General features: G+C 68.7%; 18 protein-coding genes and 1 pseudogene. 7 read left to right on the top strand and 12 right to left on the bottom strand.

What is annotated here, in order from left to right:
- The first annotated feature begins 76 nt into the window (after nt 1-76).
- Nucleotides 77-586, top strand: a complete 510-nt coding sequence (locus AVL48_RS35050; RefSeq protein ID WP_061985272.1) for an SRPBCC family protein — start codon at nt 77-79, stop codon at nt 584-586.
- 4 nt (nt 587-590) lie between these two features.
- Here AVL48_RS35050 and AVL48_RS35045 read toward each other — a convergent pair whose 3' ends face one another.
- The 3 genes and pseudogenes from AVL48_RS35045 to AVL48_RS40920 all read right to left on the bottom strand — a co-directional run.
- Nucleotides 591-1,841, bottom strand: a complete 1,251-nt coding sequence (locus tag AVL48_RS35045; RefSeq protein ID WP_061985501.1) for a cation:proton antiporter — start codon at nt 1,839-1,841, stop codon at nt 591-593.
- Between the two features lie 94 nt (nt 1,842-1,935).
- Nucleotides 1,936-2,730: an SDR family NAD(P)-dependent oxidoreductase gene (locus AVL48_RS35040; RefSeq protein ID WP_061985271.1), complete on the bottom strand. Its 795-nt coding sequence runs from the start codon at nt 2,728-2,730 to the stop codon at nt 1,936-1,938.
- A 100-nt stretch (nt 2,731-2,830) separates the two neighbouring features.
- Nucleotides 2,831-3,079: pseudogene (locus AVL48_RS40920) on the bottom strand (VOC family protein); the annotation flags it as partial.
- A 318-nt stretch (nt 3,080-3,397) separates the two neighbouring features.
- Between AVL48_RS40920 and AVL48_RS35035 the strand changes: the two are divergent.
- Nucleotides 3,398-4,168 (top strand): carbon-nitrogen hydrolase family protein, encoded by a 771-nt coding sequence (locus tag AVL48_RS35035; RefSeq protein WP_061985268.1) that lies wholly within the window; start codon nt 3,398-3,400, stop codon nt 4,166-4,168.
- The gene (locus AVL48_RS35030) at nt 4,165-5,856 is read left to right on the top strand and encodes a flavin monoamine oxidase family protein (protein ID WP_061985266.1); all 1,692 of its coding nucleotides are present in this window, start codon (nt 4,165-4,167) and stop codon (nt 5,854-5,856) included. Before AVL48_RS35035 ends, AVL48_RS35030 begins: the two co-directional genes overlap by 4 nt.
- A gap of 227 nt (nt 5,857-6,083) precedes the next feature.
- Here AVL48_RS35030 and AVL48_RS35020 read toward each other — a convergent pair whose 3' ends face one another.
- The 4 genes from AVL48_RS35020 to AVL48_RS35005 all read right to left on the bottom strand — a co-directional run bounded on the left by AVL48_RS35020 (nt 6,084) and on the right by AVL48_RS35005 (nt 9,815).
- Nucleotides 6,084-6,629, bottom strand: coding sequence for an isochorismatase family protein (locus AVL48_RS35020; RefSeq protein WP_082857868.1), 546 nt, complete (start codon nt 6,627-6,629; stop codon nt 6,084-6,086).
- A 10-nt stretch (nt 6,630-6,639) separates the two neighbouring features.
- A complete protein-coding gene (locus AVL48_RS35015; RefSeq protein WP_061985262.1) occupies nt 6,640-7,629 on the bottom strand; it encodes a TolB-like translocation protein in 990 nt (329 codons plus the stop codon).
- Nucleotides 7,626-8,885 carry an MFS transporter gene (locus AVL48_RS35010; RefSeq protein WP_061985260.1) on the bottom strand — a complete coding sequence of 420 codons (1,260 nt, stop codon included), beginning with the start codon at nt 8,883-8,885 and terminating at the stop codon, nt 7,626-7,628. Before AVL48_RS35010 ends, AVL48_RS35015 begins: the two co-directional genes overlap by 4 nt.
- 66 nt (nt 8,886-8,951) lie before the next feature.
- Entirely contained in the window at nt 8,952-9,815 is an 864-nt protein-coding gene (locus tag AVL48_RS35005; RefSeq protein ID WP_061985258.1) for an alkaline phosphatase family protein, read from the bottom strand.
- 342 nt (nt 9,816-10,157) lie between these two features.
- Between AVL48_RS35005 and AVL48_RS35000 the strand changes: the two genes are divergently transcribed.
- Nucleotides 10,158-10,790, top strand: coding sequence for a MerR family transcriptional regulator (locus tag AVL48_RS35000; protein ID WP_061985256.1), 633 nt, complete (start codon nt 10,158-10,160; stop codon nt 10,788-10,790).
- Nucleotides 10,791-10,802: 12 nt separating this feature from the next.
- Here AVL48_RS35000 and AVL48_RS34995 read toward each other — a convergent pair whose 3' ends face one another.
- The 4 genes from AVL48_RS34995 to AVL48_RS34980 form a co-directional block, all read right to left on the bottom strand.
- Complete coding sequence (locus tag AVL48_RS34995) at nt 10,803-12,401, bottom strand: purple acid phosphatase family protein (RefSeq protein WP_061985254.1); 1,599 nt, start codon at nt 12,399-12,401, stop codon at nt 10,803-10,805.
- A gap of 248 nt (nt 12,402-12,649) precedes the next feature.
- Nucleotides 12,650-12,919, bottom strand: coding sequence for a hypothetical protein (locus AVL48_RS34990; protein ID WP_061985252.1), 270 nt, complete (start codon nt 12,917-12,919; stop codon nt 12,650-12,652).
- A gap of 181 nt (nt 12,920-13,100) precedes the next feature.
- On the bottom strand, nt 13,101-15,050 hold the full coding sequence (gene glpK / locus AVL48_RS34985; RefSeq protein ID WP_061985250.1) for a glycerol kinase GlpK: 1,950 nt from the start codon (nt 15,048-15,050) through the stop codon (nt 13,101-13,103).
- Nucleotides 15,051-15,063: 13 nt separating this feature from the next.
- A complete protein-coding gene (locus tag AVL48_RS34980) occupies nt 15,064-15,831 on the bottom strand; it encodes an IclR family transcriptional regulator (protein ID WP_061985497.1) in 768 nt (255 codons plus the stop codon).
- A gap of 151 nt (nt 15,832-15,982) precedes the next feature.
- On the opposite strand from AVL48_RS34980, the gene AVL48_RS34975 reads away from it, so the two are divergent.
- Genes AVL48_RS34975 through glpD form a run of 3 tightly spaced genes read left to right on the top strand, consistent with a single transcriptional unit; the run spans nt 15,983 to nt 20,054 of the window.
- On the top strand, nt 15,983-16,804 hold the full coding sequence (locus tag AVL48_RS34975; protein ID WP_061985248.1) for an MIP/aquaporin family protein: 822 nt from the start codon (nt 15,983-15,985) through the stop codon (nt 16,802-16,804).
- Between the two features lie 11 nt (nt 16,805-16,815).
- A complete protein-coding gene (gene glpK / locus AVL48_RS34970; RefSeq protein WP_061985246.1) occupies nt 16,816-18,333 on the top strand; it encodes a glycerol kinase GlpK in 1,518 nt (505 codons plus the stop codon).
- A gap of 5 nt (nt 18,334-18,338) precedes the next feature.
- Entirely contained in the window at nt 18,339-20,054 is a 1,716-nt protein-coding gene (gene glpD, locus AVL48_RS34965) for a glycerol-3-phosphate dehydrogenase (RefSeq protein WP_061985495.1), read from the top strand.
- An 80-nt stretch (nt 20,055-20,134) separates the two neighbouring features.
- Here the strand turns inward: glpD and AVL48_RS34960 are convergent, their stop codons facing one another.
- Nucleotides 20,135-20,866 carry an SDR family oxidoreductase gene (locus AVL48_RS34960; protein ID WP_061985244.1) on the bottom strand — a complete coding sequence of 244 codons (732 nt, stop codon included), beginning with the start codon at nt 20,864-20,866 and terminating at the stop codon, nt 20,135-20,137.
- Between the last annotated feature and the right edge of the window lie 82 nt (nt 20,867-20,948).

The following is a 20,948-nucleotide window of genomic DNA, read 5'->3' as shown; positions in this document are numbered from 1 at the left end:
ACGTGCGGTGGTTCCCGCGACGGCCTTGACCGTGTCACCGCGTGCTGGTGGGCTGACGAGGTCGACTGGAGGCGCGATGGTGACGAAGCCGAAGAGAACCCTGAGCTATACCGAGCCGCTCGCCACCGGAGAGGTCTCGATCGACGCTTCGCCGGAGAAGGTGTATCGCCTGGTCAGCGACCCCGTCGCGATGGCCGAGTGCGCGGAGGAGCTCCGGAAGGCTCGCTGGATCCGGGGTGCGAGCGAGGCCGCCGTCGGGAACTGGTTCTCCGGCAGCAATCGCAACGGATGGCGGCGGTGGGTGACCCACGCCGAGGTCACCGAAGCCGAGCCGGGCCGTCGGTTCGCCTATCGCGTGCGGACGCCGTTCTTCGTGCCGATTTCCCGCTGGGAGTACGAAATCCGGCCCGAGGGCGACGGCAGCCGGGTCATCGTGACGAACTGGCTGCGGGTGCCGCCGTGGTTCGTCCCGTTCGCCATCATGATCACCGGCCAGCCCGACCGCGCCGGGACCAACCGGGTCAATATCGCCGCCACGTTGCGGCGGGTGAAGGCCCGCGTCGAGGGCCGGGAGTGGCGCGTTTAGCGGACTAAACGCTGGGTTCCTGCAGGCCGCGGCTCTCCAGCTTGCGCATCACCGGGCCGGACAGCAGACCGTGCACGAGGACCGACACCGCGATCGTGAGCGCCGTGACGCGCCACAGCGAGTCGGCCATCGGGAAGTCGCCGTGCCCCAACGCGTAGGACAGGTAATAGAGACTGCCGATCCCCCGGATGCCGAAGAACGCGATCGCCGTCGCCGCCGGCCGGGTGGTGGCGCCGCCGATCAGGGCCAATCCACCGAACAGCGGGCGGACGATGATCACCGCGGCCACCGCCACGAGGACCTCGACGAGCCGCAGACCGGCCAGGAGCCCGTCGCCCAGCGCGACACCGAGGCCGAGCAGGGCCAGCGCGACGAAGAGCCGTTCCAGCTGATCACCGAATTCGTGCAGCACACCGTGGTACTCGTGTGAGCGTTCGCTGGCGCGGATGGTCGCCGCGGTGGTGAACACCGCGACGAAACCGATTCCGCCCAGCCACTCGCACAGCGCGAACGGGAGAAACGCGATGGCCAGCACCACCAGCCCGTCGGAGTACTCGCCAAGGCGCAGCCGTTCGTTCCGCACCCGGAACATGAGCCAGGACAGCAACCGGCCGCAGGCGAGGCCGACCAGCACGGCGACGACGAGCGGGACGACGACCTCGGTCAGCAGCCACGGCACCGGTGAGGTGCTCGCCGTGCCGACCATGGCGAGCGCCACCAGCACGAAAGGCATCGCCAGCCCGTCGTTGAGCCCGGCCTCCGAGGTGAGCGTGAACCTGATCTCGTTGTCCGCGCCCCGGCCGTCGTCGGTATGCGGCGCCGGTACCTGGACATCGCTCGCCAGCACCGGATCGGTCGGCGCCAGTACCGCCCCGAGCAGCAGGGCTGCGGCCGGGGACAGGGCGAGCGCCCACCAGCCGAGCAGGGCCACCGCGCAGATCGACAGCGGTAACGTGATCGCCAGCAGCCGCCACGTCGAGTTCCACGACCGCCAGCCGAGCAGCCGGTCCGACTTCAGCCCCGCGCCCACGAGCGACACCAGCACACCGAGCTCGGTGATCACTTCGACGGCACCCACATGCGATCGCGGATCGAGCACACCTTCGCCGTAGGGGTGCCCCAAGGGGAGCAGCCCGAAGATCAGCCCGCCGACCAACAGGACCAGTGGCATCGACAACGCGCGTTCGTGCAGCAGGTTCGGCAGCACCGCGGCGCACAACGCCAGAACGCCGGCCCCGGCGAGCAGTATCTCCATTCGCGCGGAGTACCCGGCCGGGACTTCGCGCAACCACACGACGCTCGGTAGCCGACTTCGAGTCCTATATGGACTATCAGTCGGACGCCGCCGATCACGGCACGATCGAGTCGACGTACCCGCCGTCGACGCGGACCGCGGCCCCGGTGGTGGCCGAGGCGAGCGGGGAGGCGAGATAAACCACCAGGTTGGCGATCTCCTCGGGCTCGATGAGCCGCCGCAAGAGCGATTGCGGCCGGTGCAGGCGCATGAATTCCCGCTGTGCCTCGTCCCACGGGAGATCCTTGTCGACCAGCTCGTAGACGAAGTCCTCCACACCGCCGGTGTGGGTCGGGCCCGCGATCACGGAGTTGACCGTGACGCCCGACCCCGCCGCGGTCTTGGCGAACCCCCGCGAGACGCCGAGCAACGCCGTCTTCGACACTCCATAGTGGATCATCTCGGCGGGGATGACGATCGCGGAATCGCTGGCGATGTACTGGATCCGACCCCAGCCGCGGTCCGTCATCCCGGGCAGGTACGCCCGGGTCAGCCGGACCGCGGCGAGGACGTTGACCTCGAAGTAGCGCCGCCACTCGTCGTCGGTGATGTCCAGAGGGGACTGCGCGCCGAAGATGCCGAGGTTGTTGACCAGGACGTCGACGTCGGACGCCGCTCCGAGGACCTGGGCTGTGCCGTCGCCGGTGGACACGTCACCGGGCGCGGCGACGACGTCGGCGTCCGGCAGTTCGCCACGCAGGCGGTCGATCGCCGCCGTCACGCCGGATTCGCCCCGGCCGTTGAGCGCGACCCGGGCACCGGCCCTCGCCAGCCCCGTGGCGATGGCGAACCCGATGCCCTGGGTCGATCCAGTGACCAAGGCCGTCTTTCCGCTCAGATCCAGTCGCACGTTTGAAGCGCCTCCGGAGATCGATGGTTGCCTCAGTCTCGCGCAGAAGATCACCTGGCGCAGGCCGGTGGCAGGAGGCAGTCGCGACCTTCCACAGGTAGCCGTCGGGGTCGGCGAAGTAGCCGGAATAGCCACCCCAATCGGCGGCGACGGCCTCCTTGACGACGGACCCGCCCGCCGCGACGGCGGCCCGCATCACCTCGTCCACCTCCTCACGGGACTCGCAGAGGTGATGGAAGGACGAACCGCGGACACCGGAGCCTTCCGCGGGGACTCCGGCATCCTGCGCCGCGGCCTCTCGTGCGTAGAGCGCCAGCGCCGGGGACCCACCGCCCAGGGCGCACTTCACGAAGCCGGGGAAGTCCTGTTCTGATCAGCATTCAGAGGACTAAACGCGGGCCGCCTTGGCGTACCGACGGGCAAGCGCGGCGAAGGCCGCTTAGGTTCCGGTGGGCCGACGACCTCGACGTCCCTGATCCTCCGTTGATCGAGCTCGTGCTGATCAAAACGTGGGGACCGGCAACCAGCCGCTCCTGGGTTCACCCGTGATCCACACAACAGATCGCCGCAGGATCGCACTGATAAGCATCAAAGCAGTGCTCGGAGAGCGATATACGCAACGATCATGCCTTATCGACGCAGCAAAACGGCAGATATCTTCGCCGGTATGAAGGTCGCCGTCCACCAGGGCCCCTACGCCGAACTGCCCGATGCGGTCGCGGCGTCCGGGGCCGATCTCGTGATTGCCGCCGAAATGATCACCACCGGCTATCACATCGGCGCCCGTTCCCGAGAATTCGCCGAGCCGGCCGACGGCCCCACCGCGGCCCGGATGTCCGCGCTGGCGAAGGAAACCGGGGTCGCGCTCGCCTACGGATATCCCGAGTCCGACGGCGCCCGCGTCCACAACAGCGTCCAGCTGATCGACGCGGCCGGACGGCGCCTGGCGAACTACCGCAAGACACATCTGTTCGGCGACATCGACCGGTCGTGGTTCGCACCGGGTACCGAGGCGGTCGTGCAGGCCGATCTCGACGGCGTCCGGGTCGGTCTGCTGATCTGCTACGACGTCGAATTCCCCGAACTGGTGCGGGCGCACGCGCTGGCCGGGACCGAACTGCTCGTGGTGCCGACCGCGCTGATGAGCCCGTACGAGCTGGTCGCCGACACGCTGGTACCCGCGCGGGCCTATGAGAGCCAACTGTTCGTCGCCTACGCGAACCGCTGTGACACCGAGCAGGAACTGACCTACTGCGGGCGTTCCTGCGTCGTCGCCCCGACCGGCGAAGTGCTCGCTCGCGCGGGCGGCGGGGTCGAGCTGATCAGCGCCGAAGTCACCCGTGAGGCGCTTCTCGCGTCGCGCGAAGAGAACACCCACCTGGCCGACCGACGGCCCGACCTGTACCGAGCACTGACCGGACAAGGAAGCACCGCATGACCTCCGCCGTTCCGACCGCGATCCACCAGGACGAGCGGGCCGGTCGGCCGATCACCATGTTCGGCCCGGATTTCCCGTTCGCCTACGACGATTTCCTCGCCCATCCGGCCGGGCTCGGCACGCTTCCGGCCGAGCGGCACGGCACCGAGGTCGCGGTGATCGGCGGTGGCCTCTCGGGCATCGTCACCGCGTACGAACTGATGAAGCTGGGCCTGCGTCCGGTCGTCTACGAGATCGCCGAGATCGGCGGCCGCCTGCGCACCGTGAACTTCCCCGGCTGCCCCGAGGACGTCGTCGCGGAAATGGGCGCGATGCGCTTCCCGCCCGCGTCCACCGCGCTGTTCCACTACATCGACAAGGTCGGCCTGGAGACGACGCCGTTCCCGAACCCGCTGGCACCGGGAACGCCGAGCACCGTCGTCGACCTCAAGGGGGAGAGCCACTACGCCCGCACCGCGGACGAACTCCCCGCGGTCTTCGGCAAGGTCGCGGCCGCCTGGGACAGCACGCTGTCCGAGCAGGCCGCGTTCACCGAGATGCAGACCGCGATCCGCGACCGCGACACGAAGACGATCAAGCGGCTGTGGAACGAACTCGTCCCGCGGCTGGACGACCAGACGTTCTACGGTTTCCTCTGCGACTCGCCCGCGTTCGCCTCGTTCCGCGATCGTGAGATCTTCGGGCAGGTCGGCTTCGGCACCGGCGGCTGGGACACCGACTTCCCGAACTCGGTCCTGGAGATCCTGCGGGTCGTCTACACCGGCGCGGACGACGAGCACCGCGGCATCACCGGCGGAAGCAGGCAGCTTCCCTTGCGGCTGTGGGAACACGCGCCGGAGGATCTCGCGTTCTGGCCCGCCGGGACGAGTTTGCGCACGCTGCACGGCGGCAATCCGAACCCCGGCGTCGCCCGGCTGCACCGCACCGCGCCGAACAACATCACCGTGACCGACACCGAAGGCCGGATTCGCACCTACCCCGCGGCGGTGTTCACCGCGCAGAGCTGGATGCTGCTGTCGAAGATCGAATGTGACGAGGCGCTGTTCCCGATCGACCACTGGACGGCGATCGAGCGCACGCACTACATGGAGTCCTCGAAGGTCTTCGTCCCGGTGGACCGGCCGTTCTGGCTGGACAAGGATCCCGAGACCGGCCGCGACACGATGAGCATGACGCTCACCGACCGCATGCCGCGCGGCACCTACCTGCTCGGTGACGATCCCGACGCGCCCGCGGTGATCTGCCTGTCCTACACCTGGGCCGACGATTCACTGAAGTGGCTGCCGCTTTCGGTCTCCGAACGGGTCGAGGTGATGTTGCAGTCCCTGCGGGAGATCTACCCCGGCGTCGACGTCCGGCGGCACATCATCGGCGACCCGGTGACGGTGTCCTGGGAGGCCGAACCGCATTTCATGGGCGCGTTCAAGGCCAACCTGCCGGGCCACTACCGCTACCAGCACCGGCTGTTCACGCATTTCATGCAGGACCGGCTGGAGGAGCGCCATCGCGGCCTCTTCCTGGCGGGCGACGACGTTTCGTGGACGGCGGGCTGGGCGGAAGGCGCGGTGCAGACGGCGCTCAACGCGGTGTGGGGCGTGCTGCACCACTTCGGCGGCGAGACGGATCCGGCGAATCCGGGGCCGGGTGACGTCTACGACGACATCGCGCCCATCGAACTGCCGGACTGAGTACGGCGCTTCACCGGCCATGCCGATCACGGCGAACACTCCCGAACCCGCCGCGAGCATCGTCAGCGGTCGCTTGGTCGGCAGCGTGACGCGCCAGGAGCTCCACCCTGCCGAGGGTGGGCAGGGGGAACTGGACGTGCACAAGCACCCCGGGTTCCAGGACGGCGCAGACGAGTGCGACCAGCAGAATCGTCACCGGCACCAGGGCGGCTAGGAAACACGGCCGCTCACGCGGAGAACTCGACCTCCGCCGCGGGCACCACGCGCAGCCGCCCGCCAGGGTGAATCGCCGTGGTCAACAGCAGATTGTGCCGGGCGATGACCTGCTCGGCGGTCAGGCCCGTGGTGGGATCGCCGTCGGCGGACGGCGCGTGGCCGTCGCCGACCAGCACGACGTCCAGCCCGTGGCTCTGCGCGGACCGGGCGGTCGCGTCGACGCAGTAGTCGGTGGCCAGCCCGGTCAGCACCACGGTGTCGACGCCCCGGTCGCCGAGCAGCCCCGCCAGCCCGGTGCGGTAGAATGAGTCCGTCGCCGTCTTGTCGACCACCGTGTCGACCGGTTCGAGGCCGAGCAGCGGGCTGACCCGGGTGCCCGGCGACGCGGGGTCGAAGTCGGTGCCGGGCGCGCCGATCTGCCGCAGGGCGATCACCGGAACGCCTTCCGCCCGGGCCCGGCGCGCCAGCGCGGCGATCCGGGCCGCCAGTTCCTCGCCGCGCCAGACCAGCGGAACGAGCATGTCCTGCACGTCGACGATCAGCAACGCTGCCTTCATGTCCGGCAGCCTAGGGCAGCGCGGCGGGCGATTCGGCCTCCGGGATGAGCAGCCTCGGCGCCCCCGAGCCGTCGGCGGACACGGCCCAGACGTCGGAATGTCCTTGCGTACGGGGAAGGGCGTAGCCGACGGTGCGGTCGTCGAGCCAGGCGGGCTGGTCGTCCACGTTCCGGGTCTCGGCCAGTGGTGTCACGGTGCCGCTCGCGAGAGCGAGCACCGAGACCCGCCAGCCCTTGGCGGGATCGCCGTCGATGGCGGCCTTGTAGGCGATGCGGGTCTCGTCGGGGGACAGGGACGGGCACTCGACGTTGTCCCGCAGCGTCCGGATCGTGCGGGCGGCGGAATCGCCTTCGACGAGATAGCGGTGGGGGCCGGTGGACATGGTGGCGTAGAACCGGTTCGGTTGCCTGGCGAAGGTGACGCCCCAGAAGTTGAAGTCCGCCGCTTTGTACGGCTTGCCGTCCACGGTCACGGCGAAGTCTTCGAGCGTGCCCTCGACGTTGTCGGTGCTGAGGTCGAGGGTGCCGGCGCGGGTGGAGAACCGGCCGCCGTTGTAGGAGTCGCCGGTGACGAACACCGTCCAGGCGAGCCGCCGTCCGTCGGGCGAGACACGCGCCCGGTTGGGCAACCCCACCAGCGGGATCTCCTGCGTGACCGTGAGACGGCTGTCGAGCACGGCGAGCTGGTAGGTGGTCAGCCCGGTCTCCGGGCGGAGACAGATCCCGGTCCCGCCCGCCGCGTAGACGCGGCTGCAGCTCACGTCCGACACCGCCCGCGCGCCGCCCGGATCGGCCGCCGAGACACTGGACACGTGACCGCGGTCGGCGTCGGCGGTGCTGCGGAACAGCAACCGCTCCCCGTCGAGGGTGACGGCACCGCTGGTGCCCGCCGACGCGGTGTCCTGATTGCGCGCTCCCGCCACCCCGACGTAGATCACGGCGGCCGCGGCCAGCGTGAGTACTCCGGTGACGGCGATCAGGACGCGGGTGCGGGTGTTCACGGTCGTGCCTTCCTGCGGGGGGCCAAGAGAACGAAGGTGGCGGCGACGGCGGCGAGCACCGTCCCGGCGGCGATCGCGATCGCCGCCGTCGCACCCCAGAACTGCCATGAAAGTCCGAAAAGGACGGACGAGACGAAGTAGGCGAGCGCCTGCCCGCTCTGCACGATCGCGATCCCGGTGGTGCGCAGCGCCTCGGGCAGCAGTGGCCCGGCCAGCGCCATCAGCACGCCGTCGGTCGCCGCGTAGAACACGCCGTACAGACCGAGAGTGAGCGCGAACAGGGCCCAGCCGGTCAGCGGACTGAGCAGCAGCAGATAGACCGCGATCAGCGCGCCGTAGCCGGCGAGCATCACCGGCAGCCTGCCGACCCGGTCGGCCAGCGCGCCGAGCGGAGCGGCCAGCAGCAGGTAACCCAGGTTCGTGCCCACCGCGAGCAGCGGGAACCAGCCGGTGGCGATGTCCTCCTTGTCCTGCAGCACGAGGTACACGAACCCGTCGCCGATGGTGGCGAGGCCGAGGACACAGGCGGCGATCAGCAGCCGCCGCACCCCGGTGGCGCGCAGGAGCCCGGCCGCCGCCCGCAAGGACACGGTGCCGGACGGCGGTTTGGGCGCGCGACGATCGCGGACGAACAACGCCATGAGCAGCACTCCGCAGGCGGCGATGCAGAAGCTGGTCACGAAGACGGCGTCGAATTTCTCGACCCCGGTCGACGAGCCGACCACGGCCAGCACCGCGACCGCGGCGAGCGGGCCGAGAAACGCGCCGACACTGTCCATCGCCCGGTGCACCCCGAACGCGCGGCCCAGCATGTGCTCGGGCACCGACAGCGTGATCAGCGCGTCGCGAGGCGCGGTCCGCAGGCCTTTGCCGGTCCGGTCCGCGGTCAGCACCACACCGATGGCGGTCGCCGACGACCCCGCCGCCACCAGCCCCAGTTTCGCCACCGCCGACATCGCGTAGCCCAGCCCGGCGACCGCCTTGCGCCGACGCACGCGGTCCGCGACGTAGCCGCCGACCAGGCGCAGCAACGCGGTGGCGCCGGTGTAGAGGCCGTCCACCACGCCGTAGGCCGCGGGGCCGAGGTGCAGCCCCAGCACCAGGTACACCGGTAGCACAGCCGTCACCATCTCCGACGAGACGTCCGTGACCAGACTGACGGTGCCCAACGCGAAGACGTTCCCGCCCAGCAGGGCGAACGACCTCTTGGACACGCCGCCGGAATGCTCCCGGCGGCCGATCGTGGACAGGTACACGCGTTGGACCACCTTTCCCCGCCCGCGGGCGCGTCCACAGTGGACACGCCCGCGGGGTTCACCCGATTACTGCCACACGCTCGTGATCGGCGACTTGTTCGCCGCGTTGGCGATGCCCGGCAGGCCGAACGCCGCCTCCATCGTGCGGAGGATCGAGTAGTGGTTGATGGATTCGCTGTAACTGCCCGGCTTCACGTGGGCGCCGACGAAAGTGGTGAAGATCTGGTTCACCGACGTCCCGCTGTCCTCGTCGAAATTGACGATCAGCAGACTGTTGTGCGTCTTCGCCCACTGGGCATAGGCGTCGAGGTTGTTCTTCAGCCATTTGTCGCCGGTGTCGACCGCGCAGTCGTGCATGTCGCTGCACAGGTCCGGGGTCACGAAAGCCACATGGGGAAGCTTCGTGAAGTCGCTCGGGAACGACGAGAACCGTTTGTTCGCCGACGCGGGGACGTTGCCGAAGCTGACCCAGCTGTTGTGCTTGCGCGCGTATTTGCCCTTCGTGCAGCCGGTGTAGCCGTCGGAGGGCATGCTTTCCGCGTATCCGGTGAACGTCTTGCCGATACCCGCCAGCTGGGACGCGATGTTCTCCTTGTTCCCCAGATCCTGGCATTTGTTGCTGTCGACACCGTGCGTCGAGCCCGCGAACTGGGCGATGTAGTTCGGCTGGCTCGGGTGCGTCGTCCCGTACGCCTTGGTGAACTTGGCGCCCTGTGCGGCGAGCTTGTTGAAGTACGGTGCCTTGGAACTGCCGTTGATCTCCTTGTAGTCCTTGTTCTCGAACATCACGAGAACGATGTGGTCGAACGCGGGCACCTTCGCGGCCGCGGGTTCGATCGCGGCAGTGGTGGTGTCCTGATGCGACACCAGCAGCCCCGTGGCCAAACCGGTCGCGGCCACGGCCGCGACCGCGATCCGTTTCCAGAACATGAAACCTCCTGGGAAAAGGTTGAAACTTTGACGACCAACCATCGGGTTCAGCGGCGCTCCGCGGGCGTCGACAGAGTAAGACATCTGATGTCTCAGCTGCATTTAAACGGCAGGAAACTCCCTGGCCCATCAAGATCGCCTGACTGGAGTAGTCGGATGGTGTAGAACGCCTCAAAACCGGCATTCCTTGGCACGAAAGATGCAAGCCTCGTTGTGGGCCTTGCGTCCAGCGTGGCGAACCGATGGACTTATCGTCACTCGGCAATTCAGCCGGTTGACGGTGCTGTCGTCATTGCACCGGCTTCGTGGGCTACTCATCTGACCATTGGTTAAGCTGGGGGCGTGGAGCCCCTTTTGCCGAGACCGGCCGGATACACGATCGAAGAACTTTCCGCGATCGTCGGCATGTCCGCGCGCAATATCCGGGCGCATCAGACGAGAGGGCTGGTGCCGCCCCCGGCCCGGCACGGCAGGTCCGCCTATTACGGACCTGTTCATCTGCGGCGGCTGCTACGCATCACGACGCTGCAGAAACAGGGCTTCAACTTGGTCTCCATCGCCGCGATGCTAGGAACGGCCACAGCGGACGGCGGCACCGACCGGCTGGGCGCCGCGGTGGACGGCGTCGTCCGCGACCAGCCTTCGCTCGCCCGTTGCCTGGAGCGGCACGGCGTGCTCGGCCGGGACGACGCCGGGCGCCCCGCCGTCGTGCGCCCCTCCGTGCGACGCGCTGTCGCCGACCTGGTCGGGGCCGGGGTGCCGCCCGTCGCTGCCCTGCGGTTCCTCGGGCAGTTCCTGGACCGGGTCGCGCCCCTGGCCGACGAACAGCTGACCGCGCTCAGAACGCAGACAGGGCCCGCTTCCGGGGCTCCGCGGGCCTGCCTTGCCGAACTTCTTGTAAGCGCTTTCAGAACGACGGTCGAGAACGCGGCCGGTTTCCCCGCGGAAGAACCCGGGAGACGGCGGCCGCGGTAGCCGCCGCCTCGATCAGGCGCGTTGCACGATGATCTGGTCGACCAGGGTGCCGTCCGCGCTGATCGCCCGGACGTCCATTTTGGGCGGTGTGGTGCCCGTGCCCGCGATGACGTCGACCGCGACCAGGCTGTAGCCGCGGAAGCGGACGCGGGACCAGGTGACCTTCTTCGTCAGACTGTGCCCGTCCCGTTCCGAATACTTCATCGGCACCGGGGAGTCGTTGCTCGTCTCATGTCCCAGGTAGGTGTCGGGCGCGGGGAATTCCGAGACGCTGCCGCCGCCACCGCCCGCGGTGATGTAGGTGGTGCCGTCCTTGACCGGGTTGGTGGTCCCGCGCGAGGGCACCTTCTTGACGGCCTTGCCGGCACGGATCGGGTCGGTGCGCTCGTAGATGTGGTTGTGCCCGTTGAGCACCAGGTCCACCTGGTACCTGTCGAACAGCGGCGCCCAGTCCGTCTGCGCGCCGAGTTCGGCGCCGTTGGAATGGCAGGTGGAATACGTGCACTGGTGGCAGTAGACGACGATGAAGTCGATCGTCGGATCGGCGCGGAAGGCGGCGAGCGTCTTCCCGAGCCACTTGAGCTGTTTTCCCTTGGTGTAGTCCAGATTGGACGGACTGTTGTAGCAGACGTCGTTACCGTCGAGGCTGATCATCCCGACGTTCTGGTAGCGCCACGAGTAGATGCACGTCGACCCCGTCCACGCGTTGTCCGGCATGGTGAACCGGGCCCGCACACCGCCGTAGCCGTCGGCCGAGTACCAGCCCTCCATCTCGTGGTTGCCGAGCGCCATCATCCACGGGATCCCCGCCGTGACGGATTCGTTCTGGACGAAGAAGGAGTCCCACAATCGGGCGTCGTACTGGTCCTCCTCCGGATGTCCGCCCTCGCCCTCGAGCGCGTAGCTCAGATCGCCCATGGCAAGGTGGAAGGCCGGGTCGAGGCCCGCGATCAGGCTGCTGGTCGCGACGGCGTTGTAGCCGACGCCCTGGTCGCCGAACGCGGTGAAGGTGAACGTGCCGTCGCCGCCCGGCGCGGGCGCGGTGCGGAAACTCGCCATCTCGCCGAGCCTGGCGGCGGGGTCGTACCCCTCGTGGCCGACGACGTAGTAGTACGTGGTGTTGGGCAGCAGGCGGTCGATCCGGGCGTGGAGGTAGAACTGGGTGATCGTTTTGGGGCTGTTCGGCGGCACTTCCTCGACCGGATGCTGCCAGGACAGCTGGCTGGTCAGGGCCCGGACCTCGGCCGCGATGGGCGGGCTGAAGTCGCCGGGAACCGTGCCGATCCGGACGAACGGCGCGGTCACCGCCGCGGGGACCTGCCAGGAGACGACGACCTGCTGGGACGGGTCCGCCCCGTAGGCGATGTGCCTGCCGAACGGCCGCAGCGCCGAACCCGCGGTTCTGTCGGCCTTCAGCAGGACGGTCGGGCCGGGGGAGGCCGCGGCGGCGCCGGGCAGCAGGACACCGCCGGCGGCGAGGGCCGCGCCGCCCACCGCGCCCACCCGGAACAGGGTCCGCCGCGAGTACTGGTTGACGAAGTTGTCGTGTTTCTCGGCGAGACTGAGTCGACGGTAGGCTTGAGACCTGCGGTTTCGGGGAGTCTCGGACATGATCTGAAGTTAGGAAGGCTTCCTAACTAAGTCAAGGGTTGCGGATGGTTTCAAGTGAGGCTGCATGGAACCGTGCAAGTGACTTCGGTCATAGGAGGCCTTCACGGACTTTCTGGTGGCGGCTGAGCCGGGTAGCGGCCGTGCCGTGAAGGACTCGTTGAGGGACTTAGAGTCCCTCAAAGTTCCTCTCACCGGCCCGGACGGCCACCACGAGCCTCAGCAGCCAAACGCCAGGCATCGGGGGAAGGTCAGAGCAGTTCTGAGGAGACCACCGAAGGCAGACCGCGCAGCCCCTCCAGCAACGCGTCGACCTGGTCCTCCGCGATCAAGACGGCGCAGGTCATCGTGCTTTCCCGGACACCGTCGCGCACGTCGACCGACAGGTCGTGGACGAGGCAGCCGAGCGCGGCGACCAGGTTCGGAATCTGTTCGACGCCGCCGACGAAGTAGGTGGCGATCCGGCGGCGGACCATCAGCGCGGAGCGAGGGGCGGGAACCTGGAACGTGGTGAGCGACATCGTGGATCTCCTGGAACGGGAACGAAAAGGCCAAAAGGGCCAGGTCCCGGGAAGATGCCCCGTATCGAGGGGTCGCCGGACTGCGCGCCGGCGACCTGGTTTCAGCCGGCGCGCTTGAGTACGAGTCGAGCGAAGCGCTGCATGGGCGACAGGCTAGCACGCCGCCCGAGGACGTCAACGGCTACCGCCGCAGCCGCGCTCCTTGTTCGCGGACGTGCGCGGCCGAACCGCAGTCGAGGTCCAACTGCCGTTGCCGTTCCGCGACGAAAGCCCGCCCGAGGCCGGTCCGGTCCGAAGTGGACATCGTGCGCCGGAGTTCGTTCAGCAGTCCGCGTTCCTCGGAGCGGATATGCGTGGCGACCGAATTCTCCAGCGCCACCAAGGCTTTCTCGGAGTCGGTGGCTTCCAGTACGGCCAGCAGTTCGGCGGCGAGACCGCTCTCCGTCGCATCGGGACGGACGATCCGGTCTGTCGCGGTGACGTGGGCGACCAGCAACGCCGACAGCTCCGCGACCAGCGCCGGGCGGTCGGCCTCGTCGTTGCGGAGGTCCCGGAACAGCTGCTCGATCCGGCGGTGGTCGGCCAGGACGACCTCGACCAGGTCGGAGCCGGGAGGTGCGGCCGCCGGCCCCGGCCGCATCCAGCCGAAGGTCAGTTCCACGGCCTGCCGCCAGTGCGCGTATTCGCTGTCGCGGCGGGTGGGGTTCATCGACGGCAGCCACTGCCCGGCGCGGTGCCAGTTCCGGCGCAGGCCCTCCAGATCGGGCCAGTAGCCGACCGACAACCCGGCCGCGTATGCCGCGCCGAGCGACACCGTCTCGGCGACCATCGGGCGGACCACCGGAACGTCGAGGACGTCGGCGACGAACTGCATCAGCAGGTTGTCCGCGGTCATCCCACCGTCCACTTTGAGCGTGGACAGCGCGAGGCCGGAGTCGGCGTTCATCGCGTCGACGACCTCGCGCGTCTGCCAGCCTGTCGCCTCCAGTACGGCCCTGGCCAGGTGTCCCTTGGTGATGTACGACGTCAGTCCGGCGATCACACCGCGTGCCTCGCTGTGCCAGTGCGGCGCGAAGAGACCGGAGAACGCGGGCACGATGTAGCAGCCGCCGTTGTCCTCGACCGTGCGGGCCAGCGTCTCGATCTCGGGCGCGCTGCCGATCAGTTCCAGTCCGTCCCGGAACCACTGCACCAGCGAACCGGTGACCGCGATCGAGCCCTCCAGCGCGTACACGGCGGGTTCGTCGCCGATCTTGAAGCCGACGGTCGTCAACATGCCGTGGTCCGACAGCACCGGCGCCGGACCGGTGTTGAGCAGCAGGAAACTACCCGTGCCGTAGGTGCACTTCGCCTCGCCTGGCGCGAAACACGTCTGACCGAACAACGCCGCTTGCTGGTCACCGAGCGCCGCCGCGATGCGGATCCCGGGCACCACCCGCGACGTCGTCCCGTACACCTCGGTCGACGGCCGGATCTCCGGCAGCATCGCGCGGGGGACGTCGAAGAACTCCAGCAGTTCGTCGTCCCACGACAGCGTCCGCAGGTTCATCAGCATGGTGCGGGAGGCGTTGGTGACGTCGGTGACGTGGACGCCGCCGTCGGGCCCGCCGGTCAGGTTCCAGATCAGCCAGCTCTCGACCGTGCCGAACAGGACGTCGCCGCGTTCGGCGCGTTCCCGCAGGCCGGGCGTCCGGTCCAGCATCCACCGGACGCGGGGAGCGGAGAAGTACGTCGCGAGCGGCAGCCCGCACAGGTGCCGGACGCGGTCGGCGCCCGGCTCGCGGGCGAGTTGTTCGAGCATCGCGTCGGTGCGGGTGTCCTGCCAGACGATCGCGCGGCCGACCGGGTTGCCGGTGTGCCGGTCCCACAGCACGGTGGTCTCCCGCTGGTTCGCGATGCCGAGACCGGCCACCTGCCCCGCTTCGGCGCCGGCGTCGGCCAGCGCTTGCGGCACGATCCGCCCGACATTGCGCCAGATCTCCGTCGCGTCGTGTTCCACCCAGCCCGGCCGGGGGAAATGCTGCTGGTGCTCGCGCTGCGCGACCGACACCAGCCTGCCGCGCGCGTCGAACAGGATGCACCGCGTCGAGGTGGTGCCCTGGTCGATCGACATCACATAGCGCTGGACCACGCGAGCACCTCCATCACCATCGGGACGCGCCGAGATCGCGTGAGACCGCCCGCGCCGCGTCGCGGACGTGACCGAGCAGCCGTGGCATCGGGCTGCCGTCGGCCTCGCAGATCCGGTCCGCCGCGCCGGACACCCCGATCGCGCCGACCACGATGCCGCCGTGCCCGCGGATCGGTGCCGCGATCCCGGCCTCGCCGGTGATCATTTCGCCGTTCTCGCTCGCCCAGCCCGCTTCGCGTACCTTGCCGCAGGCGCGTTTGATCGCGGTCTGGGTGACCAGGGTCCGGCGGGTGTAGGCCTCCGGTTCGCCGCTGCGCAACGATGCCACGAGACCCGTGTCGTAGGCCAGCAGGACTTTGCCGAGCGCGGTCGCGTGCAACGGAAGAAGCGTGCCGACGTCGAGGGTCTGCAGGCTGTCATCGGGCCGGAACACGTGGTGCACCACCAGGACCCGACCCTCCAGCGGCGCGCCGATCCGGACGGCCTCGCCGCTGCGCGCGGCCAGCGCGTCGGCCCAGTTGATCGCCCGCGACCGGAGTTCGTTGACATCGAGGTAGCTCGTGCCCAGGTGCAGCAGCGCCGCACCCAGTTGGTATTTCCCGGTGTCGCGGTCCTGTTCGACAAAGCCGACCCCTTGCAGGGTGCGCAGGATCCCGTGTGCCGTTCCCTTGGCGAGTTCGAGGGAATCGGCGATCTCGCCGACCCCGAGACGGCCGGAACCGCGCGCCAGCAACCGCAGGATCGCGGCGGCGCGCTCGATGGACTGGATCGGACCGGGCACGGCCACACCGTAGCCCGACCGGCGCTGATTCGACAATGTCGAACATCGTCTTCGGGTGTTCGACAATGCCGACCGGTGTCCGTTGACCCCGGGTTCCCCCGAACTTAACTTCGGCCTCATCAGGGCAACGGTGTCCTTTGTGGAGGAAGCAATGGTGCGAAACCTCAAGGCTCGCGGACTCGCGGGCGAACTGGCGGCGGAGTTCGTCGGGACGATGATCCTCATCCTGTTCGGCTGTGGGGTGGTGGCTCAAGTCGTCGCCGCGGGCATCGGGGACCACGACAGCATCGCGTGGGCGTGGGGCATCGGTGTCACGCTCGGTATCTACGTCGCTTCGCGGATCAGCGGCGCGCATCTGAACCCGGCCATCACCGTGGCGCTCGCGGTGTTCAAGGGCTTCTCGTGGCGCAAGGTCGCGCCATACGCGTTGGCGCAGACCGCCGGAGCGTTCGTCGCCGCGCTGCTGGTGCGGTGGAACTACACCGAGGTGCTCAACGCCGCGGACCCCGGCCTGACAATCAAGACCCAGGGTGTCTTCTCGACCCTTCCGGGTAACGGAACCCTTCCGGTGGGGGACTGGGGCGCTTTCCGCGACCAGATCATCGGAACCGCGATCCTCGCGCTGGTGATCTTCGCCATCACCGACCTCCGCAACACCGCGCCCGCCGCGAATCTCGCCCCGGTCGTCGTCGGCTTCCTGGTGGTCGCGATCGGCATGGCCTGGGGTACCAACGCCGGCTACGCGATCAACCCCGCCCGTGACTTCGGCCCGCGGTTGATGTCCTGGCTCACCGGTTACGACACCGCGTTCACCGATCAATACGGCTTCCCGTACTGGTGGATCCCGATCGTGGCCCCGGTCATCGGCGCCGTCATCGGCGGCGCGATCTACAAGTTCTTCATCGAGCGCTACCTGCCCGCCGACCCGGCACCGGAAGTCTTGCCCGCCAAGGACATCGAGCGCGTTTCCTAAGGAGAGAAACCATGCCTGACCACATCGGCGCCGTCGACCAGGGCACCACCAGCACGCGGTTCATGATCTTCGACCACGGCGGCAACGAGATCGCCCGCCACCAGCTCGAACACGAGCAGATCCTGCCGAAGCCGGGCTGGGTCGAACACGATCCGACCGAGATCTGGGAGCGGACCCGTTCGGTCATCGCCACCGCGCTCAACAAGGCGAACCTGACCACGGCCGACCTCGCCGCGCTCGGCATCACCAACCAGCGCGAGACCACCGTCGTGTGGAACCGCCGGACCGGCCGCCCGTACTGCAACGCCATCGTGTGGCAGGACACCCGCACCGACCGGATCGCCTCGGCGCTGGAACGGTCCGGCAAGGGCGAGGTCATCCGCCGCAAGGCCGGTCTGCCGCCAGCGACCTACTTCTCCGGCGGCAAGCTGCAGTGGATCCTGGAAAACGTCGACGGCGTCCGGGAAGACGCGGAGAAGGGCGACGCGCTCTTCGGCACCACCGACTCCTGGCTGATCTGGAACCTCACCGGCGGGCCTGACGGCGGCGTGCACGTGACCGACCCGACCAACGCGTCACGCACGATGCTGATGGACCTCGAAACCCTGGACTGGGACGACGAACTACTGTCGTTCTTCGATGTCCCGAAGCAGATGCTGCCGTCGATCGCACCGTCGTCGAACAACGGCCGCTTCGGCACGACCCGCGCGGACGGCCCGCTCGGCGGCGAGGTCGCCATCACCGGTGTCCTCGGCGACCAGCAGGCGGCGACCGTCGGCCAGGTGTGCTTCCGGCCCGGCGAGGCGAAGAACACTTACGGCACCGGCAATTTCCTGCTGCTCAACACCGGGCACGAGGTCGTGCGCTCGAAGCACGGCCTGCTGACGACGCTGGCCTACCAGTTCGGCGACGAGAAGCCGGTGTACGCGCTGGAAGGCTCGATCGCCGTCACGGGTTCGGCCGTACAGTGGCTGCGGGACCAGCTGGGCATCATCAGCGGCGCGTCGCAGAGTGAGAGCCTCGCCCGTCAGGTCGAGGACAACGGCGGTGTCTACTTCGTCCCCGCGTTCTCCGGGCTTTTCGCGCCCTACTGGCGTTCGGACGCGCGCGGCGCGATCGTCGGGCTCACCAGGGCGACCACCAACGCGCATCTGGCGCGGGCGACGCTGGAAGCGATCTGCTACCAGACCCGCGACGTCGTCGAGGCCATGCAGAACGACTCCGGGGTCACGCTCGACGTGTTGCGGGTGGACGGTGGCGTGACCGCGAACGAACTCTGCATGCAGTTGCAGGCCGACATCCTCGGCGTCCCGGTCTCGAAGCCGGTCGTCGCCGAGACCACCGCGCTCGGGGCCGCCTACGCGGCCGGTCTGGCCGTCGGGTTCTGGAAGTCCACCGACGAGCTGGAGCAGAACTGGAACGAGGACAAGCGCTGGACTCCGTCGTGGACGGACGAGCAGCGCGCCGAGGGCTACGCGGGCTGGCAGAAGGCCGTCGGCCGCACGCTCGACTGGGTCGAGGTCGAGTGAGCCCGATGAAAACGAGGAGAAACACTGTGACACCCGTACCGCTTTCCCCGGTCTATCGCGCGGAGACGTTGCGCAAGCTCGCCCGCGAAGAAGTCGAAGTCCTGGTCGTCGGCGGGGGAGTGACCGGCGCCGGCGTCGCGCTCGACGCGGCGTCGCGCGGGCTCTCCGTCGCTCTCGTCGAGGCTCGCGACTTCGCCGCCGGGACGTCCAGCCGGTCCAGCAAGCTGATCCACGGCGGGCTGCGCTACCTGGAGAACCTGGACTTCAAGCTGGTCCGGGAGGCACTGAAGGAACGGAGCCTGCTGCTGCAGACGCTGGCGCCGCATCTGGTCCGGCCGGTGAAGTTTCTGGTGCCGCTCAAGCACCGCGTCTGGGAACGCGGCTACATCGGCGCGGGTGTCACGCTCTACGACACCCTCGGCGGGGCTCGCGCGCTGCCGCGCCACCGGCATCTGTCCAAACGCGGCGCGGCGAAGGTGGCGCCCGGACTGGCCGAAGACGCCCTGATCGGCGCGATCCAGTACTACGACGCGCAGGTCGACGACGCCCGCCACACGATGATGATCGCGCGGACGGCGGCCGAGCAAGGCGCTTCGGTGCTCACCCGGGCGCGAGTGACCTCCCTGATCCGGGAGGGTGAGCGCGTCGTCGGGGCGAAGGTCGTCGACCGCGAAAGCGGCGCGGAGATCGAAGTCCGGGCGAAGACGGTCGTCGCGGCCACCGGCGTGTGGAGCGACGACATGGCCGAGGCGGCCGGCATCCCGGCGCCGTTCACCGTACGCGCGTCGAAGGGCATCCACCTGGTGGTGCCGCGCGAGAAGATCGACCTCGACACCGGGTTGATCCTGCGCACCGAGAAGAGCGTCCTGTTCGTCATCCCGTGGGGACGGCACTGGATCGTCGGCACCACCGACACCGAATGGGACCTCGACCGCGAGCATCCGGCGGCCAGCCAGGCCGACGTCGACTACGTGCTCGATCACGTCAACGCCGTCCTGCGCACGCCGCTCACCGCCGACGACATCGAAGGCGTCTACGCCGGGCTTCGGCCGCTGCTGGCCGCGAAGGCGACCTCGACCACGAAGCTGTCGCGGGAGCACGCCGTCGCGCATCCAGTGCCCGGCCTGGTGATCGTGGCGGGCGGCAAGTACACGACGTACCGGGTGATGGCCGCCGACGCGGTCGACGTCGCGGTGGAGGATCTCGGCCGCCCGGCGCCGTCGTCGTGGACCGAACGGCTGCCGATCGTGGGCGCGACGGGCTATCACGAGCTGTGGGGCGCGCGGCACTCGCTCGCCCAGCGCGCGGGACTGCCGCTGAGCCGGATCGAGCACTTGCTCCAGCGCTACGGCACCGCGGTGGAGGACATCCTGAAGTCGATGTCGGAGCGTCCCGAACTGGGCGAGCCGATCCCGGGAACGGCCGAGTACCTCAAGGCGGAGGTCGTTTACGCGGTCTCGCACGAGGGTGCGCTGCACCTGGAGGACGTCCTCACGCGCCGCACGCGTATCTCGATCGAGGAGCGGGATCGCGGTGTGGCGGCGGCGCCGGTGGTGGCCGCGCTGATGGCGCCGCTGCTGGGCTGGGACTCGCACCGTCAGGAGCGCGAGGTCACCAACTACCTCGCCCGGGTCGAGGCGGAGCGTTCCGCGCAGGCTCAGCCGGACGACGAAGCCGCGAACGCCAGCCGTCTCGCCGCTCCGGCGCTGCTGTCGAGCTGAGCCCCACGCCCGCGGGTGGCGTTCAGTCCTCTGGATGCGGTCCTTGCGCACGCGACTACCGCATTCAGAGGACTGAATGCTTACTTGAGCCAGTCGAGGTAGCGGGTCGTGGCGAGGCGGGCGCCGTCCTTGGTGGTGAGGACGTCGCCCTTGACGGCGGAGAACATGCCCGCGGTCTCGTCGGTGGTCACCGAACGCGGGTCTCCCTTGGTGGACAAGGTGATCCGGCCCAGGTCGGCCAGCGGGTAGACGTCCGGGCCGCCCACGTCGAGGGTCCCGTTCAGCGGCTTTCCGGCCGCGACCTCGGAAACGGCGGCGGCGACGTCCGCCGCGGCGATCGGCTGGATCGGCGTGCTGGGCAGGCGGACCGTGTTTTCGTCGGCGGTCCAGGACAGGACGGCGTCGACGAATTCCATGAACTGGGTGGCGCGGACGATCGAATAGGGGACCCCACCGCCCTTGAGGATGTCCTCTTGCAGCGTCTTGGCCTGGTAGTAGTCGAGTTCGGGAACCTGGTCGACGCCGACGATCGACAGGATCACGAAATGCCCGGTGCCCGCCTTCTTCGCCGCGGCGACGAGGTTTTCCATCGACGTCCGGAAGAACGCGGGGGAGGACTCGTCGAAGGTCGGGGAGTTCGTGAGGTTGACGACCACGTCGGCGCCGTCGAGCGCGGCGTCCAGTCCCTGGCCCGTGAGCAGGTCGACCCCGGTGGACGGCGAATGCGGGACCGCCTCGTGCCCTGCTTCGTTCAGGTTCCGCACGACCTGTGAGCCGATCAATCCGGTGCCGCCGATGATCGCGAATTTCATGACCCAATGCCCTTCGTCGACAGGTGTCCGCTAACTCGGACACCTCATGTCCGAGATAATACTCAGACACATTGTGTCCGAG

This window comes from Amycolatopsis regifaucium, assembly GCF_001613935.1.
GTDB lineage: Bacteria > Actinomycetota > Actinomycetes > Mycobacteriales > Pseudonocardiaceae > Amycolatopsis > Amycolatopsis regifaucium.
The sequence above is the reverse complement of the archived record's forward strand: the minus strand, read 5'-3'. Positions and strand labels throughout refer to the sequence as shown.